Source organism: Aeromonas sp. R4-1, assembly GCF_040908325.1.
In the GTDB taxonomy this organism is placed as follows: domain Bacteria; phylum Pseudomonadota; class Gammaproteobacteria; order Enterobacterales; family Aeromonadaceae; genus Aeromonas; species Aeromonas veronii.
This window is the reverse complement of sequence record NZ_JBFODM010000076.1, coordinates 20923-37358: the sequence shown is the minus strand read 5'-3', so window position 1 is coordinate 37358 and position 16436 is coordinate 20923. Positions and strand designations below refer to the sequence as shown.

General features: G+C 61.4%; 11 protein-coding genes. 1 reads left to right on the top strand and 10 read right to left on the bottom strand.

Going from position 1 to position 16436, the window contains the following annotated elements; translation table 11 throughout:
- Positions 1-79 precede the first annotated feature (79 nt).
- Complete coding sequence (mltF, locus tag AB5Y90_RS13895) at positions 80-1564, bottom strand: membrane-bound lytic murein transglycosylase MltF (protein ID WP_005344877.1); 1485 nt, start codon at positions 1562-1564, stop codon at positions 80-82.
- 149 nt (positions 1565-1713) lie between these two features.
- Here mltF and purL point away from each other — a divergent pair, with 149 nt between their 5' ends.
- Entirely contained in the window at positions 1714-5637 is a 3924-nt protein-coding gene (gene purL / locus AB5Y90_RS13890; RefSeq protein ID WP_368167010.1) for a phosphoribosylformylglycinamidine synthase, read from the top strand.
- Positions 5638-5700: 63 nt separating this feature from the next.
- Here the strand turns inward: purL and AB5Y90_RS13885 are convergent, their stop codons facing one another.
- The 9 genes from AB5Y90_RS13885 to nuoI all read right to left on the bottom strand — a co-directional run bounded on the left by AB5Y90_RS13885 (position 5701) and on the right by nuoI (position 16426).
- Positions 5701-7245 carry an HD domain-containing phosphohydrolase gene (locus AB5Y90_RS13885; RefSeq protein WP_307896633.1) on the bottom strand — a complete coding sequence of 515 codons (1545 nt, stop codon included), beginning with the start codon at positions 7243-7245 and terminating at the stop codon, positions 5701-5703.
- 1 nt (position 7246) lies between these two features.
- Positions 7247-8704 carry an HD-GYP domain-containing protein gene (locus tag AB5Y90_RS13880; protein ID WP_307896634.1) on the bottom strand — a complete coding sequence of 486 codons (1458 nt, stop codon included), beginning with the start codon at positions 8702-8704 and terminating at the stop codon, positions 7247-7249.
- Entirely contained in the window at positions 8701-9837 is a 1137-nt protein-coding gene (locus AB5Y90_RS13875) for an FIST signal transduction protein (protein WP_307896635.1), read from the bottom strand. Before AB5Y90_RS13875 ends, AB5Y90_RS13880 begins: the two co-directional genes overlap by 4 nt.
- A gap of 232 nt (positions 9838-10069) precedes the next feature.
- The gene (gene nuoN / locus AB5Y90_RS13870) at positions 10070-11533 is read right to left on the bottom strand and encodes an NADH-quinone oxidoreductase subunit NuoN (RefSeq protein ID WP_307896636.1); all 1464 of its coding nucleotides are present in this window, start codon (positions 11531-11533) and stop codon (positions 10070-10072) included.
- Complete coding sequence (nuoM, locus tag AB5Y90_RS13865) at positions 11530-13074, bottom strand: NADH-quinone oxidoreductase subunit M (RefSeq protein ID WP_005337249.1); 1545 nt, start codon at positions 13072-13074, stop codon at positions 11530-11532. The genes nuoN and nuoM overlap by 4 nt, the downstream gene beginning before the upstream one ends.
- A gap of 98 nt (positions 13075-13172) precedes the next feature.
- Positions 13173-15020 (bottom strand): NADH-quinone oxidoreductase subunit L, encoded by a 1848-nt coding sequence (gene nuoL, locus AB5Y90_RS13860; protein WP_307896637.1) that lies wholly within the window; start codon positions 15018-15020, stop codon positions 13173-13175.
- On the bottom strand, positions 15017-15325 hold the full coding sequence (gene nuoK, locus AB5Y90_RS13855; RefSeq protein WP_005337247.1) for an NADH-quinone oxidoreductase subunit NuoK: 309 nt from the start codon (positions 15323-15325) through the stop codon (positions 15017-15019). Before nuoK ends, nuoL begins: the two co-directional genes overlap by 4 nt.
- On the bottom strand, positions 15322-15873 hold the full coding sequence (gene nuoJ, locus AB5Y90_RS13850) for an NADH-quinone oxidoreductase subunit J (RefSeq protein ID WP_245130678.1): 552 nt from the start codon (positions 15871-15873) through the stop codon (positions 15322-15324). The genes nuoK and nuoJ overlap by 4 nt, the downstream gene beginning before the upstream one ends.
- A gap of 10 nt (positions 15874-15883) precedes the next feature.
- Positions 15884-16426, bottom strand: coding sequence for an NADH-quinone oxidoreductase subunit NuoI (nuoI, locus tag AB5Y90_RS13845; RefSeq protein WP_005337245.1), 543 nt, complete (start codon positions 16424-16426; stop codon positions 15884-15886).
- Between the last annotated feature and the right edge of the window lie 10 nt (positions 16427-16436).

The window sequence follows — 16436 nt, the reverse complement described above, 5'->3', positions numbered from 1 at the left end:
CAATGCGATTTCGGATAGGCTCCGATGTGAATCGATGGTAACAGAGAAGTTTGCGTGAAAACAGCCGAATAATGGCTGGTTAGCGCATGGTGATCTGATTGACCACTTCGGCGATGGCGGTGGGGCGCTCGGCCAGCTCGGGCTCGCTGTCGTTGTCGAGACTCTCCCGCTGATGTGCCTTCTGCTGCTCGTTGTCGAGCCAGAGCAGACTCTGGTAATACTGGCGCACGTTGTTGACATAGTTACGTGCCTCGCTGCCACGGGCATAGCCATAACGCACCTTGCGGTGCCAGCGCGCTTGCTGCAGCAGCGGCAGCACCTCTTTCACGTCGCTCCAGGCGTCAGGATTCTTGCCGAGCTCTTTGGTCAGGCGGCGGGCATCCATCATGTGGCCGTAACCGATGTTGTAGGCGGTGAGGGCAAACCACACCTTCTCGTCATCGGGCACCGAATCCGGCACCTTCTCCATCATCTGTTGCAGATAGAGGGAGCCACCCTTGATGCTCTCTTCCGGATGAAGCCGGTCGTTGACTCCCATCGCCTTGGCGGTGGGCTCGGTCAGCATCATCATGCCGCGCACGCCGGTGTAAGAGCGGGCCTGCGGGTCCCAGTGAGACTCCTGATAGCTGATGGCGGCGAGCAGACGCCAGTCGATATTCTTGGCGTGAGTCTGGAACAGCGGCTGGTACTTGGGCAGCAGGCTCTTGGCGCGCTTGAGGAAGGTGCGGGTATCGACAAAGTCGAAGTTCTGCACGTGGCCGAAGTACTTCTCGTCCAGCTTGGCGATGGCACCATCCATAAAGCGCTGACCGAAGAAGTCGATCACGCTGGCATAGAGGCTGTCATCGGGCAGCTTGCTCATGGCCCAGGCAACGGTCTGCTTCTGGGCCAGGGTCAGCCCCTCGGTGAGCTCCGGGTAGTAGCGCTGGGTACGGGCCAGCACGGTATCCTGCACCACCGTGTAGTCAATCTTGCCATCCACCACCTGCTTGAGCAGCTCCTCCACATCGGCGTTGTCGCTGGTGCTCCAGGCTAGTTTCGGATTTTCTTTGCTCATCTCTTTGAGCAGGTCTTCCCCGGTGGAGCCGGCGGCCACCACCAGCTTGCCCTTGATATCGTTCAATGAGGCCGGCTTGGGTTTGCCGTTGCGGTAGACCAGTTTGGGGGAGACCTGGTAGAAGCCCGGGCCGAAGCGAAACAGCTCGCGCCGCTCGGGAGTGACCATGATGGCGGCAGCCGCCAGATCGAGTTTGCCCTTTTTCAGCAGGGTGACAAGTTGATCAGTAGTGTCGACCGGGATGATGGTGAGTTTCACCCCCAACCAGTCGGCATAATTTTGCGCCAGCTCGTAATCGAACCCCTGGGCGAGGTCGTCACGCTGGTAATAGGAGGTGGGACCATAGATGGTGCCAACCCGGATCTCGCCTCGCTGGCGGATCTGCTCCAGCTGGCTGGAGGGGCTATAGAAGTCGCAGCCAACCAGCGTCAGCGTCAACAACAGCCCGATAAACAGTCGAAAAATGCAGCGCAAGTAGGTGAGTACCTTTGTTGAAAAAATCGGCATTTGTCAAAAAAGAGGCACCTTTATACCAGAGAGTGTGCGCAGAGTCACACTGCACGAAGTGAGAAAAACGTTTGTCCGCTGTGAGCCAGATCCCTATAATACGCGCGTCTCAATTCCCCCCCACTTTAAAACTTGGTGAGAAAGGTCATATGGATATCTTGCGTGGTGCCCCAGCACTGTCTGATTTTCGTGTCCAAAAACTGCTGCAACGCTTCGCACAGATGAGAAATGAGAGTGGAGTAGAGAGCGGAGTAGAGATAGAGGATGTCTATGCCGAGTATGTGCACTTTGCCGAGCTGACAAGCCCCCTCTCTCCCCCCGAGCGAGCGACCTTGGGCCAGCTCTTGCGCTACGGCCCGACCATCCCCGAACACACCCCCAGCGGTCAGCTGTTTCTTGTTACCCCCCGCCCCGGCACTATCTCCCCCTGGTCTTCCAAAGCAACCGACATCGCCCACAACTGCGGCCTGAAACAGGTCAAGCGGCTGGAGCGTGGTATTGCCTACTACCTGACCATCAAGGGGCTGGGTGAGCTGAGTGCCGCCCAGCGCAGCGCCATTGCCGCCGTGCTCCATGATCGAATGATGGAAGTGGTGTTTGCCGAGATGAGCGAAGCCGCCGCCCTGTTTGCTCACCACGAGCCGCGCCCCTTCACCCAGGTGGATGTGCTGGGCGGTGGTCGCGCAGCCCTGGCCGAAGCCAACGTGGCGCTTGGTCTGGCGCTGGCCGACGACGAAATCGACTATCTGGTGGAGAACTTCACCAAGTTGGGTCGCAACCCCAACGACATCGAGCTCTACATGTTCGCCCAGGCGAACTCCGAGCACTGCCGTCACAAGATCTTCAATGCCGACTGGACCATTGATGGCGAACAGCAGCCCAAGTCGCTGTTCAAGATGATCAAGAACACCTTCGAGCAGACGCCGGATCATGTCCTCTCTGCCTATAAAGACAACGCCGCCGTGATGGAAGGGAGCCTGGGTGGCCGCTTCTTCCCGAGCCCGGCCAACGGCGAATACCAGTATCACCAGGAACAGGTCGACATCCTGATGAAGGTGGAGACCCACAACCACCCGACCGCCATCTCCCCGTTCCCGGGCGCAGCTACCGGCTCCGGCGGCGAGATCCGCGACGAGGGTGCCACCGGTCGCGGTGCCAAGCCCAAGGCGGGTCTGGTCGGTTTCTCCGTCTCCAACCTGCGCATTCCCGGCTTCGAGCAGCCCTGGGAGCAGGATTTCGGCAAGCCGAGCCGCATTGTCAGCGCCTTTGACATCATGCAGGAGGGGCCGCTCGGCGGCGCCGCGTTTAACAACGAGTTCGGCCGTCCGGCCATTCTCGGCTACTTCCGTACCTTCGAAGAGGAGGTGCCGAGCCACAACGGCGTCGAGGTGCGTGGCTACCACAAACCCATCATGCTGGCTGGCGGCATCGGCAACATCCGCACCGAACATGTCCAGAAAGGGGATATCCCGGTCGGTGCGGCGCTGATCGTGCTGGGCGGCCCGGCGATGAACATCGGTCTGGGTGGTGGTGCCGCATCCTCCATGGCCTCCGGCCAGTCAGCCGAAGATCTCGACTTTGCCTCGGTGCAGCGTGATAACCCCGAGATGGAGCGCCGTTGCCAGGAGGTGATCGATCGCTGCTGGCAGCTGGGTGACGACAACCCTATCGTCTTTATCCACGATGTGGGGGCGGGCGGTCTTTCCAACGCCATGCCGGAGCTGGTCAACGACGGTGAGCGCGGTGGTCGTTTCGATCTGCGCGCCATCCAGAGCGATGAGCCGGGCATGAGCCCGCTGGAGATCTGGTGCAACGAATCCCAGGAGCGTTACGTGCTGGCGGTAGCGCAGGACAAGCTGCCGCTGTTCAAGGCGCTGTGCGAGCGTGAGCGCGCCCCCTATGCCGTGATCGGTACCGCGACCGAAGAGAAGCATCTGACCCTCTCTGACAGCCACTTTGACAATCAGCCCATCGATCTGCCGCTGGACGTGCTGCTCGGCAAGGCGCCCAAGATGCACCGCGACGTGGTGACTCTGCCTGCACAAGGCAAAGCGCTCCAGCTCGATGGCATCACTTTGAGTGACGCGGCCGAGCGGGTACTGCGCCTGCCGACCGTGGCGGAGAAGTCCTTCCTTATCACCATCGGCGATCGCAGCGTGACCGGTCTGGTCAATCGCGACCAGATGGTTGGCCCCTGGCAGATCCCGGTGGCCGATTGCGCCGTCACCGCTGCCACCTACGACAGCTATCACGGCGAAGCCATGTCCATGGGCGAGCGTACCCCGGTGGCGCTGCTCTCCCACGCCGCCTCCGCTCGCATGGCGGTGGCGGAAGCGCTCACCAACCTGGCGCCGGCTCATATCGGGTCGCTGAAGCGGGTCAAGCTCTCCGCCAACTGGATGGCCGCTGCCGGTCACCCGGGGGAAGATGCCGGTCTCTATGAGGCGGTCAAAGCGGTAGGTGAGGAGCTCTGCCCGGCCTTGGGCATCACCATTCCGGTGGGCAAGGACTCCATGTCCATGAAGACCCGCTGGCAGCAGGATGGCAAGGAGCACAGCGTCACCTCGCCGCTCTCCCTGCTCATCTCCGCCTTTGCCCGGGTCGAGGATGTGCGCAACACAGTCACGCCACAACTGCGTACCGATCTCGGTGAAACCGACCTTATCCTCATCGACCTTGGCAATGGCAAGCAGCGCCTCGGCGCCTCGGCGCTGGCGCAGGTCTATCGCCAGCTGGGTGATAAGGCGCCGGATCTCGACAATCCGGTCCAGCTCAAGGGCTTCTTCAACGCCATTCAGGCGCTGGTGGCCGATCGCAAGCTGATCGCCTACCACGACCGCTCCGACGGCGGCCTGTTCGTCACCCTGACCGAAATGGCGTTTGCCGGCCACTGCGGCCTCGACATCCAGCTCGATCGCATCGGCGGCGAGCTGCTGCCGGCGCTGTTCAACGAAGAGCTGGGCGCCGTCATTCAGGTGCGTCGTGAAGATAAAGAGGCGGTGATGACCCTGCTGGCCGGTCACGGTCTGGCGGCCTGCTCCCATGTGCTCGGTACCGTGCGCGAAGGGGACCTCATCACCCTGCAGCGGGGCGGTCAGGAGGTCTATCGTGCCAGCCGTACCGCACTTCGCACCATCTGGGGTGAGACCAGCTGGCAGATGCAGCGCCTGCGCGACAATCCCGAGTGTGCCGACAGTGAGCACGCGGCACGTCAGGACGCCACAGATCCGGGTCTGCATGCCAAGCTGACTTACAACCCGTCCGAGGATGTGGCAGCCCCTTACATTGCCCGCGGGGTCTCCCCCCGTCTGGCGGTGCTGCGCGAGCAGGGGGTCAACTCCCATGTGGAGATGGCGGCGGCGTTCGATCGTGCCGGTTTCGCGGCGGTCGATGTCCATATGAGCGACATTCTCTCCGGTCGCATCAAGCTGGAGGAGTTCCAGACCCTGGTGGCCTGTGGCGGCTTCTCCTACGGTGACGTGCTGGGTGCGGGGGAAGGCTGGGCCAAGTCCATCCTGTTCAACGACAACGCCCGCGAGCAGTTCCAGCGCTTCTTCGAGCGTGGTGATACCCTCTCTCTGGGTGTCTGCAACGGTTGCCAGATGATGTCCAACCTGCGAGACCTCATCCCGGGTGCCGATCTCTGGCCGCGCTTTGTGCGCAACCGCTCCGAGCGCTTCGAGGCCCGCTTCAGTCTGGTTGAGGTGCAGGAGTCCCCATCGGCCTTCTTCGCCGGCATGGCAGGCTCGGTGATGCCCATTGCCGTTTCCCACGGAGAAGGGCGTGTCGAGGTGCGCGATGCCGCTCACCTGAGCGCACTGCAGCAGAGCGGTCTGGTAGGGCTGCGCTTTGTCGACAACCGCGGCAGCGTGACCGAACAGTACCCGGCCAACCCGAATGGCTCGCCGGATGGTATCACCGCCGTGACCACTACCGATGGCCGTGCCACCATCATGATGCCGCACCCGGAGCGGGTGTTCCGCACCGTGGCCAACTCCTGGCACCCCGACAACTGGGGCGAGGACGGCGCCTGGATGCGGATGTTCCGCAACGCCCGGGTTCGTCTGGGTTAATAGAGACAGCACCAGCGCATAAAAACAGAAACCGGCCAATTGGCCGGTTTTTTATCCGTGTCGTTACGGCTTGCCGAGCGGTTGGGGGATAAAGTCTCCCCGGTCGAGGATCCGCAGACAGGCATCCACCACATCCGCATCGAGCTGATGGCCGCGCATCTGGATGATCTGCTCCCTGGCCTGGGGAATGCCGAGGGCGGCGCGATAGGGGCGATCCGAGGACATGGATTCGACGATATCGGCGACGGTGAGGATGCGGGCCTCCAGCAGGATCTCATCCCCCTTGAGTCCCAGCGGATAGCCGGAGCCATCGAGATACTCGTGGTGCTGGTGGATCATCCGGGCGATGGGCCAGGGGAAGTCGATATCCTTGAGCACCAGATAGCCGATGGCGGGGTGTTCCTTGACCAGCTCGAACTCCAGTGGCGTGAGGCGTTCCGGTTTGGTGAGAATTTCAGCCGGTACCTGGATCTTGCCGATATCGTGCACCATGGCGCCCAGATAGATCCCCCGCAGCCGCTTCTCTTCCAGCCTGAGCTCCCGGCCGATGGCTTGGGCCAGCTTGGCCACATGTTTCTGATGGCCAGCGGTATAGGGATCGCGCTGCTCCAGCACGGCGGCGATGGCACCCAGCGCATCTTCCAGTGCCAGCTCCAGCTGGCGGGCATGGAAGATCTTCTCCTGTTGCGAGCGCAGATAAGCCTGCTGGGTATGGCGCGCCTGCAGGCCATAGGTGAGGTAGTCGGTCAGCTGGATGAAGAGCTGCTCCTCCTCCTGGCTGAACAACCGCGGCTGGTCGCTGTGAATGATCAGCGCACCGGCCAGATCCTCCTGCAGTGGCAAGGGGATCAGCAGGCGGGAACGCAACGGGTGGTGGCCGGTATGGGGCCGCTCGTGGAAGATCACCTGATTGAGACGCCGCTGGTGGAGGATGGCCTGGGTGAGGGCCTCATCGTTCAACCACAGCGTTTGTTCCGAGGCATCGGCACTGCCTGCCTGCGCCACGATCCTCGGCGGTTGGGCGAGTTCGGGCTGGCCTTGCAGCACTGCCACCAGCGGAAAACGGTCATCGACGGCGATGGCATCGCAGATATCCTGCAGCAGTTGCGGCTCATCGCCCGGTTTGAGCAGGGCGTGGTGGGCGCGGCTGATCGCCTGCTGGGTCCAGCTGTACTGTTGCAGTTTCTCCTGCTGCCACTTCTGCTCGGTAATGTCTTCGAAGAAGACGCCGACCCCCACGATACTCCCCGCCTCATCACGCAGGGGAAACTTGGTGGTGCTGAGCCAGCGGGCTTCTCCCCCCTTCAGATAGGGCTCTTCGATGTGCTGGTGTATCCCCTCGCGCATGACTCGGGCGTCATCCTCCCGATAGCGTTGTACCAGTTCGGGGGGAAAGAAGTCGCAGTCATTCTTGCCCACCAGTGCCTCTGGGGAGAGGGCGAGATCCGCCGCCAGCAGGCGGTTGCCCGCAATGTAGCTGAATCGGGTGTCTTTGAGCAGCACCCGATAGGGAAGCTGATCCATCACCTGGGTCAGCAACAGCGCCGAGGAGGGGAGCGCATCGGTCAGTGGGTGGGGGAGTGCACAGGAGGTGAGAAGTTCGGACATCTTATCCCGCCTTGTCTGTAAGTTGACTGATGGGAGGGCCGAAGTGGTAGCCAGTCTGCCAGAGCACGATACAGCTGTTGACCACTTTTTCATCGTAATGGATCCCGGCATAGCGGGTCAGTTCGGCAATGGCGTCACTCAGGGGCATGGCCCGGCGGAACGGGCGATGGGAGGTCATGGCGATCAGCGAGTCGGCCACCCGGATAATGCGCGCCTCCAGGGTAATGGCGTTGCCCGCCAGCCCCTGCGGATAGCCGCTGCCATCGAGGTTTTCGTGGTGCTGCAGCACTATGGTGGCGATGGGCCAGGGGAAGTCGATCTGTTTGAGAATATCGTGGCCGGCCTGGGGGTGCTGCTTGATCAGTTCGAACTCCACCGGCCGCAATTCACGTGGGCGGGTGATGATCTCGGTGGGGATCTGCAGCAGGCCGATATTGTGCACCATGGCCGCCAGTCCTAGCGCATCCAGCCGCTCTTGCCGCAGTTGCATGGCCTGCCCGATGGCCAGTGCCAAATCGCGCACCCTCAGCTCATGGCCCGCACTGTTGCGATCCTTGTGGCTGATGGCGCTGGCGAGGGCACTGATGGTCTGGAACAGCAGCTCACGCTGGTGGCGCTCGCTCTCCTTGAGGCGGGTGATGTCGACCAGGGTGCCGATGATGCCGGCAACCATCCCCTGATGGTCATAGAAGAGATCCTTGAAGCAGATGACCTGATAGCGCATGCCATTGCGATCATGCAACTGCTGTTCGATGCACTGGGGCTGGCGACTTCGCAGCAACTCGGCTTCCCGCATGCTGTAGGCCTCGGCAAGCCCGACTGGCAGCAGCTCCTCGACCCGTCGACCCAGCAGCGCCTCCTTGCCGATGCCGATCACCTGATTGAAGGCCTGGTTGCAGCCCAGAAATCGCCCTTCGATATCTTTGTAGAACACCGGGATCGGGATAGCCTTGAGCAGGGATTCGTTGAAGTGTTTCAGATCCTTCAGTTCGGCCTGCTGACGCAGGGCGAGCAGCTCGCTGTCCTTGCACAGGGAAATGGCGCGGGCCAGGTTGCCGAGCACCGGGCTGAACAGATGACAGACCGGTACGATCTGCTGATGTGGCTGGGGGGCGAGCAGCAAGATGAGATAACCCCCTTCAACCTTGAGCCGATAGGCAAATTGGTAGGGACGGCTGCCTGGCAGGGGAAGCGTCTGTTGCAGCAGGCAGTGCTCCTCCTCGCTGACCCACCCAGGCAGTGGCAGGGTGGTGCCTGTGTGCTGGCGCAGCTGCTCGTCGCCGATCACCTTGAGCTGCTTGTATCCCTCCCGTTGTTGCTGCAATACCGCGCCAACCGGCGTGGCGCAGTGATGCATGAAGCGTTGCAGTACCTTGGTGAGCAGCGCATCCAGCGTGACTTCACGCCCGATGCAGAGCGCCAGATCGCAGACGATGGCCATGGCGTGGTCGTTGTTCATATCACTGCCCCGTTACAGAGAATGGCGCCGTTATGAAATTGGGGGTAATCCCCATGGCGCACGCTGCCAATTTCGCCAAGGGAGAGGGCTCCTGCCAGATCGCCGGCCCCCGAGTGGGTCAGCAGGGTGCGCAGCTCGGTCACCGTCTGCTGGTCGAAGTGCAGCTGGCGTCCTGCGCAGTAGTAGACCTCCAGCAAGTGTGCCCGGGTGAGGGTTTGTTGCTGGTTGAGGCGCCTGGCCAGTGAGCAGGCATGTTCGGTGGCACTCTCCGGTGCCTTCAGCAGGGTGAGGATGCTGTGCTCCGCGACCTCGCCGGCGCAGAGCAGGGCGCCGTCATCGTTTGCCTCGACGGGGATCCTGACAATCACATCCCCGTTGGCCCGCAGCAGGCCCAGTGGCATGTGCACCACGAAACGGTAGAGCTCCTCGCGTACCATAGTGTGCTGGAATTGCTGGCGGATCAGCCCCTGATATTTTTGAAAGGCCGGTTGCCAGTCGATGTAGGCAATCTTGTTCGCTTCACTGCTGGTGGCCAGCATCGGTTGGGCCGAGAGTTGGTAACCATGTTCCAGAAAGGGAAAGCTGTTGCTGGGCAGCAGCGTGCAGGTGACCCCGTAGGCAAGTTGCCGTTGATTGTCGAACAGGCAGGCAAGGGGGGTGAAGCTGCCGCTGCCTGCGTTGGCGCCGGCATAGTTGATGCGATTGGCCAGTTGCAGATAAAGCGCATCCAGAATGGAGGCGATATTGGGAATGAGGTTGTCGAAGGTCAGAAACAGGGTTGGTGGCGGCGAAGGGGTTGGCCAGGTGGCCAGCATGCTCTCCACCTGTTCCGCAATCCGGTGGGCAAGGGATGCAGCGCTGGCCTGCGATGTCAGGGGCAGCAGTGTGGCGTGATAGGGGTTGGCTCTGGGCAGTAGCCAGGCCCCTTGCGGCAACAATCCTTGCGCACCGATCAGCTGGGGGAAAATGGCGCCATCCAGGGCGATGTTGAAGTCGCGGCACAACTGCTGCAACAGGGGAACCTGCGCGCAATCCTGTTCGGCCAGCAGTATGGTCAGCTTGCCTCCTTGCAAGGGTGCCAGCGTGGCGGCCAGTTCTGTCGGGTTAAATTGGCAAACGTAGAGTTGCTTCATCAATCTGAACTCCATTCCAGAATATAACCAATATATCAATAAGGAATTCAAGAGGGTATGAGGATCTCGCCCGGTTCTGGTTGTATGGCAAAAACCATGATGGGTATCACCCTCGCTGACTGATCTGTCATTTGCTGGCTCGCGGAGTGCGCGATGCTGTCGGACCGGAAATAGAAAACCGGCAGCCAAGGCTGCCGGTTTTGCGGGTAATGAGGGGGAGTGACGGTAAAGGTTACTGCAATACCACGTGCTGGAACCCTTGTACCAGGCTGATGACCGGCTGGGGATAGAGCCCCAGCAACACCACCAGCGCTGCAGAGAGCAGCACTACCAAACCACCGGAGGAGAGTGCCCAGTCGGCGCTGGCATCGCGCTGCTGCATACCCGGTTCGCGCAGATAGAGGGTCACCATCACCTTGAGGTAGTAGTAGAGACCCAGTGCGCTGCCGAGCACGATGGCACCGGAGAGCCACCAGAGCTGGGCTTCGACCGTCACCCCGATAAGGTAGAACTTGCCGATAAAGCCGAGGGTCATCGGGATGCCCGCGAGTGACAACATCATCACCGTCAGTACGGCAGTCAGATAGGGGCGCTTCCAGAACAGGCCGCGATAGCTGTGCAGGGAGTCTGCATCCTTGCCGCGATAGGGGCTCGACATCATGCTCACCACCCCAAAGGCACCCAGGCTGGTGAACAGATACATCAGCAGGTAGACCCCGGCTGCTTCCACCGGCATCTGGCCGAATCGGCTCGCCACGATCACCGCCAGCAGGTAACCGAAGTGGGAGATGGAGGAGTAACCCAGCATCCGTTTGACGTTGGTCTGCACCAGGGCCAGTAGGTTGCCGACCATGATGGAGATGACCGCCATGGCTGCCAGCAGCCAGTGGATCATGGGATCGCTCGCCGCTGGTACCGCCAGATAGAAGCGCAGCAGCACGGCAAAGACCGCCACCTTGCTGACGGTGGCGAGGAAGGTGGCGACCGGTGCCGGGGCACCTTCGTAGACATCCGGGGTCCAGAGATGGAAGGGGGCCAGGGAGAGTTTAAAGGCAAAGCCGACCAGCATTAACCCCAAACCGCCCATCAGCAGCGGATGGTGAGCCGGGCTCTCGGCCAGGGTCTGCCCCAGGGCTGCAAAGCTCAGGCTGCCTGCCTGCGCATAGAGCAGCGCCATGCCAAACAACAGGAAGGCGGTGGCGGCGGCAGAGAGCACCATGTATTTCACCGCGGCTTCCAGCGAGTGGCGCTCGCGGTAGGCGTAACCCACCAGACCGAACATTGGCAGGGTCAGCATCTCGATCCCGATAAAGAGAGAGGCGAGGTGACGGGAGCTGGCTAGCACCAGACCACCAGCGGTGGCGATCAGCAGCAGCAGGAAGAACTCCTCCCGGTTGTCCGGGTAGGTTTTCAGCCAAGATTGACCGAAGGTACAGGTGGCCAGGGCGCCGATGAGCACCAGTCCCATGTAGAAGACGGCGTAACTGTCCACTTGCAGCAGCGGGGTGACCCCCTGATCCCCCTGCGCCATCACGATGGGCAGCGAGAACAGAGCAAGGTTGAGGCCAACAATGGTCACGGTAAAGGCGGTGGTGACACAGCGGCGCCAGGCGATGGCCAGCATCAGGGCCGCCATGGCCCCGGTGGTCAACAGCAGGGGAAGCAGTGCCAGCAGTTGGGAAGCGGAGAAAGTCATTGCAGGGCTCCAGCAGTCGGCAGCAGATACCAGTGCAGCACGTTGATAAGGCTGCTGCTGGCGGTGTCAATCACGGGTTGGGGATAGAGGCCAAGCAGAACCAGCAGGCCCGCGATCACCATCATCATGGTCAGCTCGCGGCGATCCAGTCCCTTGAGCATGCTCTCATCCTTGGCGGGGCCAAAGCAGGCGCGCTGCAACATGATGAGAGAGTAGACCGAGGCCAGTACCAGACCGAAGGTGGCGACTGCCGTGATGACAGGGGCAACCTGGAAGCTGCCGACCAGGATCAGGAACTCGCCGACAAAGTTGCCGGTGCCCGGCATGCCGAGCGACGCCACCGAGAAGAAGAGCATCACGCCGGGCAGATAGCGCAGGCGTCCCCACAGGCCGCCCATCTGGCGCAGATCCCGGGTGTGCAACCGCTCGTAGAGCTGACCGCAGAGGATAAAGAGGCCGGCAGCCGAGAGACCGTGGGCGATCATCTGCACCACGGCGCCCTGCAGGGCCAGCTCGCTACCCGAGTAGATAGCGATCATCACAAAACCCATGTGGGAGATGCTGGTGTAGGCTACCAGCCGTTTGATGTCGGTCTGGGCAAAGGCCACGATGGCACCGTAGACGATCCCGATCAGGCCAAGCACCATGGCGTAGGGAGCAAATTCGGCGGACGCTTCGGGGAAGAGCGGCAAGGCAAAGCGCAGCAGACCGTAGGCGGCGGTTTTCAGCAAAATACCGGCGAGATCCACCGAACCTGCGGTCGGCGCCTGACTGTGGGCATCCGGCAGCCAGCCGTGCAGCGGTACCAGCGGCATCTTGACCGCGAAGGCGATAAAGAATCCCAGCATCAGCAGCCACTGAACGCCCTTGCTCATCGGGGTATTGAGCAGCTCCAGATAGTTGAAGGTGAAGACTCCGGTGGCATGCTGGTGGGTCAGCACCAGCCCGATGATGGCCACCAGCATGATAAGGCCGCTCACCTGGGTGTAGATGAAGAACTTGGTTGCGGCGTTGATCCGTGATTTGCCGTCAGTGACCGAGTGGCCCCAGAGCGCAATCAGGAAGTACATGGGAACCAGCATCATCTCCCAGAAGAAGAAGAAGAGGAACAGATCCAGCGCCATAAAGACCCCGAGCACGCCACCCAGGATCCAGAGCAGGTTCAGATGGAAGAAGCCGATGCGCTGCACGATCTCTTTCCACGAACAGAGAATGGCCAGTACTCCGATAAAGCAGGTGAGGATCACCATCAAGAGCGACAGGCCATCCACCGCCAGATGCAAAGAGATGCCGAAGCGGGGGATCCACGGCAGGCGCCACTCGGCGGCCCAGGCGGAGGCAGCACCGGAGACGCCCGCGCTGTCGAGGCCGGTCGTGGCAAGGGAGAAATCACCACTTAGCCAGATGGCACAGGAGAGCAGCAGGCTGGCGCTCATGGAGAGCAGGGCAACCCAGCGGACAAACTGCCCGCCGAGACGCTCCATCTGCCAGCAGAGCAAGCCGCCGATAAAAGGAATTAGCAAGATCCAGAGTAAGGTCACGGTATCAGCTCTCGTTCAAGTTCATATGAGATTGCGCTCCCTGTTCCATCAGGGAGAGCAAACAGCCTGGCTGTATGATTGTCCGGTTGTTCATCGCGTTACCCCAGCAGCAACAGCGCCAGCACCAGCACGGCGCCGATCCCCATGGAGGCGGCATACCAGCGCAACTTGCCGGTCACGGTCCAGGCCAGCAGCTGGTTGCCACGCAGGGCAAACCAGGCGGGCAGGCCCATCATCCAGTCCAGCGGGTCTCGGGCCAGCAGCCGGGTCGCCAGCAGATAGGGTTTGACCCACAGCTGGTCGTAGAGCCAGTCAAAGCCCCAGGCGTTGAACCAGAGGGTGCTGAGCAGGCGGCCCGGCGCGCTGTTGGCAATGGAGGTGGCCAGACGGCGCTCACCAAGGAACAGAAACGCGGCCAGCACAATGCCAGCAATGGCAATGATGCCGGAGGCTACCTCCAGCGCATGGCGACCCTCTTCGATATGGTCCCCCGGGCCTGCGGGTAGTACACCTGCCAGTGGCGGGGTGATCAGCGCGCCTATGCCGGTGGAGAGCACCAGCAATACCAGCAGCGGCAGATGGTGAGCCAGACCGTGGCCCGCATGTGCTTTGGTCTGCTCTTTGCCATGGAAGGCGATAAAGATCAGCCGGAAGGTGTAGAGCGAGGTGAGGAATGCCCCTAGCAGACCTGCCCACAGCAGCGCGCTTTGGCCAGAGGCTTCTACTTGCCACAGGATGGCGTCCTTACTGTAGAAACCGGAAGTGACCAGCGGCAACGCCGCCAGCGCAGAGCCCCCCACCAGGAAGCAGGCATAGACCAGTGGCAAACTCTTGCGCAGGCCCCCCATCTTGAAGATGTTCTGCTCGTGGTGGGTCGCGACGATGACGGCACCGGCGGAGAGGAACAGCAGCGCCTTGAAGAAGGCGTGGGTCATCAGGTGGAAGATGGCCCCTTCCCATGCGCCGACACCCAGTGCCAGAAACATGTAGCCAATCTGGCTCATGGTGGAGTAGGCGAGGATCCGCTTGATATCGGTCTGAACCAGCGCGGCAAAGCCTGCCAGCACTAGGGTGATAGCGCCAACCAGCCCGACCAGATGGAGGATCTCTGGCGCCAGCAGGAACAGGCCGTGGGTACGGGCAATCAGGTAGACACCGGCGGTCACCATGGTGGCGGCGTGGATCAGCGCTGAGACAGGGGTCGGGCCTGCCATCGCATCCGCCAGCCAGGTTTGCAGCGGCAGCTGTGCCGATTTGCCGACCGCGCCGCCCAAGAGCATCAGGCAGGCCAGCGACAGGGCAGGGGAGCCCTCGGCAAACAGGGTCGGGGCACGAACCAGCAGCTCGTGGATATTGAGGGTGCCCAGCTCCCGATAGAGGATAAACAGGCCGATGGCGAGGAAGACATCACCCACCCGGGTCACGACAAATGCCTTGAGGGCCGCTGCGCCGTTCTTGCGATCCTTGTAGTAGAAGCCGATCAGCAGATAGCTGCACAGCCCTACCCCTTCCCAGCCGAGGTAGACAAACAGCAGGTCATCAGCCAACACCAGAAACAGCATGCTGGCGATAAAGAGGTTGGTGTAGGTAAAGAAGCGGGAGTAGCCCTCTTCACCGCGCATATACCAGGAGGCGAACAGGTGGATAAAGAAACCGACCCCGGTCACCACCCCCAGCATGGTCAGCGACAGGCCATCCAGTGCCAGCGAGAAGCTCGGGGTAAAGTTGCCCACCGCCATCCATTGCCACAGGCGCTGGATATAGACGCCCCCCTCTGGCGGGTTGCCCAGAAAGTCGATGCCCACCCACAGGGTAGTGAGGGCCGACAGGCCAATGGAGCCTACCCCGATCAGCGCCGAGGTACGCTCGCCAAACCGGCCGAGGGAGAAGGCCAACACCAGCCATCCCAGCAGCGGAAATAGAAAAGTCAGATATAAGAGGCTCATCCGCGCATCTCGCTCACAGTGTCCACGTTCAGGGTGTGGTAACGACGATAGAGCAGCAGTAACAGGGCAAGGCCGATACTGGCCTCCGCTGCCGCCAGAGAAATCACCAGGATATACATGATCTGGCCATCGGCTTGGGCCCAGCGGCTACCCGCCACCACAAACGCCAGTGCCGAGGCATTCATCATGATCTCGATACTCATCAGGATGTAGAGCAGGTTGCGGCGGATCAGCAGACCGCACAAGCCGATGCAGAAGAGCACCGCGGCCAGCAGGAGGCCGTGCTCCATAGGGATTCCATTCATTGCTGACCTCCTTCTTGTGCAGAGCGGGATGCTGTGCGGGGGACGGAGAGCACTTCACCGCTCTTCTCTTCCCGACCCAGGTGATAGGCGGTTACCAGACCCGCCAGCAGCAGGATGGAGGCAAGCTCCACTGCCAGCACATAGGGGCCAAAGAGCTCGACACCTACCTGCTTGGCGGTCACCTCGGTCACTCCGGTCAGGCCCCCGGTCACTCCGAGAATGCCGTGGGCCAGAAAGCCCAGCAGGATCAGCGAGAGCAGGGCTGGGCCCCCCCAGGTCATGGGGGTGAGCCACTTTTTCTCCTGTGCCTGGGCACTCCCCAGGTTCAGCATCATCACCACGAACACGAACAGCACCATGATGGCGCCGGCGTAGACGATCACCTGCAGGGCGCCCGCAAAGGCGGCACCCAGGCAGAAGAAGATCATGGCCACGGCGATGAGGGAGATGATGAGATTGAGCAGCGCATGCATGGGATTGCTGGTGCTGATCACCCGCAGCGTGCTGTAAATGGCCACCAGGGCCGAGGCATAAAATGCCAGTTCCATGATTGACTCCTCAGGGCAGCAGGCTCTTGACATCGATGGGCTTGGCTTCGTTTTCGGCATCCCCTTTCGGCTTGCCGTCGATGGCCATCCCGCTCATGCGATAGAAGTTGTAGTCCGGGTATTTGCCGGGCCCGCTGATCAGCAGATCTTCCTTCTCGTACACTAGATCCTGGCGGCGATACTCACCCATCTCGAAATCCGGTGTCAGCTGGATGGCGGTGGTGGGGCAAGCCTCTTCACACAGGCCGCAGAAGATGCAGCGAGAGAAGTTGATGCGAAAGAACTCCGGATACCAGCGACCATCTTCCCGCTCGGATTTTTGTAGCGAGATGCAGCCGACCGGGCAGGCAACTGCGCAGAGGTTGCAGGCCACGCAGCGCTCGTCCCCGTCGGGGTCGCGGGTCAGCACGATGCGACCGCGGTAGCGGGGGGCGGCATAGACTGCCTGCTCCGGATAGTTGAGGGTTTCACGGGGCCGCCAGGCATGGGAGAAGACCATGGCCAGACTGCGTAACTGGGTGCCGACACCCTGAATAATGCTCACAATTTTCATATTGAGTGCC

What these genes read in the sequence shown, in the direction of transcription:
- nuoN (WP_307896636.1), bottom strand. Translation starts at nt 11,533, where the DNA reads ATGACTTTCTCCGCTTCCCAACTGCTGGCACTGCTTCCCCTGCTGTTG.
- AB5Y90_RS13875 (WP_307896635.1), bottom strand. Translation starts at nt 9,837, where the DNA reads ATGAAGCAACTCTACGTTTGCCAATTTAACCCGACAGAACTGGCCGCC.
- nuoL (WP_307896637.1), bottom strand. Translation starts at nt 15,020, where the DNA reads ATGAGCCTCTTATATCTGACTTTTCTATTTCCGCTGCTGGGATGGCTG.
- nuoI (WP_005337245.1), bottom strand. Translation starts at nt 16,426, where the DNA reads ATGAAAATTGTGAGCATTATTCAGGGTGTCGGCACCCAGTTACGCAGT.
- nuoJ (WP_245130678.1), bottom strand. Translation starts at nt 15,873, where the DNA reads ATGGAACTGGCATTTTATGCCTCGGCCCTGGTGGCCATTTACAGCACG.
- AB5Y90_RS13885 (WP_307896633.1), bottom strand. Translation starts at nt 7,245, where the DNA reads ATGTCCGAACTTCTCACCTCCTGTGCACTCCCCCACCCACTGACCGAT.
- AB5Y90_RS13880 (WP_307896634.1), bottom strand. Translation starts at nt 8,704, where the DNA reads ATGAACAACGACCACGCCATGGCCATCGTCTGCGATCTGGCGCTCTGC.
- nuoK (WP_005337247.1), bottom strand. Translation starts at nt 15,325, where the DNA reads ATGAATGGAATCCCTATGGAGCACGGCCTCCTGCTGGCCGCGGTGCTC.
- mltF (WP_005344877.1), bottom strand. Translation starts at nt 1,564, where the DNA reads ATGCCGATTTTTTCAACAAAGGTACTCACCTACTTGCGCTGCATTTTT.
- purL (WP_368167010.1), top strand. Translation starts at nt 1,714, where the DNA reads ATGGATATCTTGCGTGGTGCCCCAGCACTGTCTGATTTTCGTGTCCAA.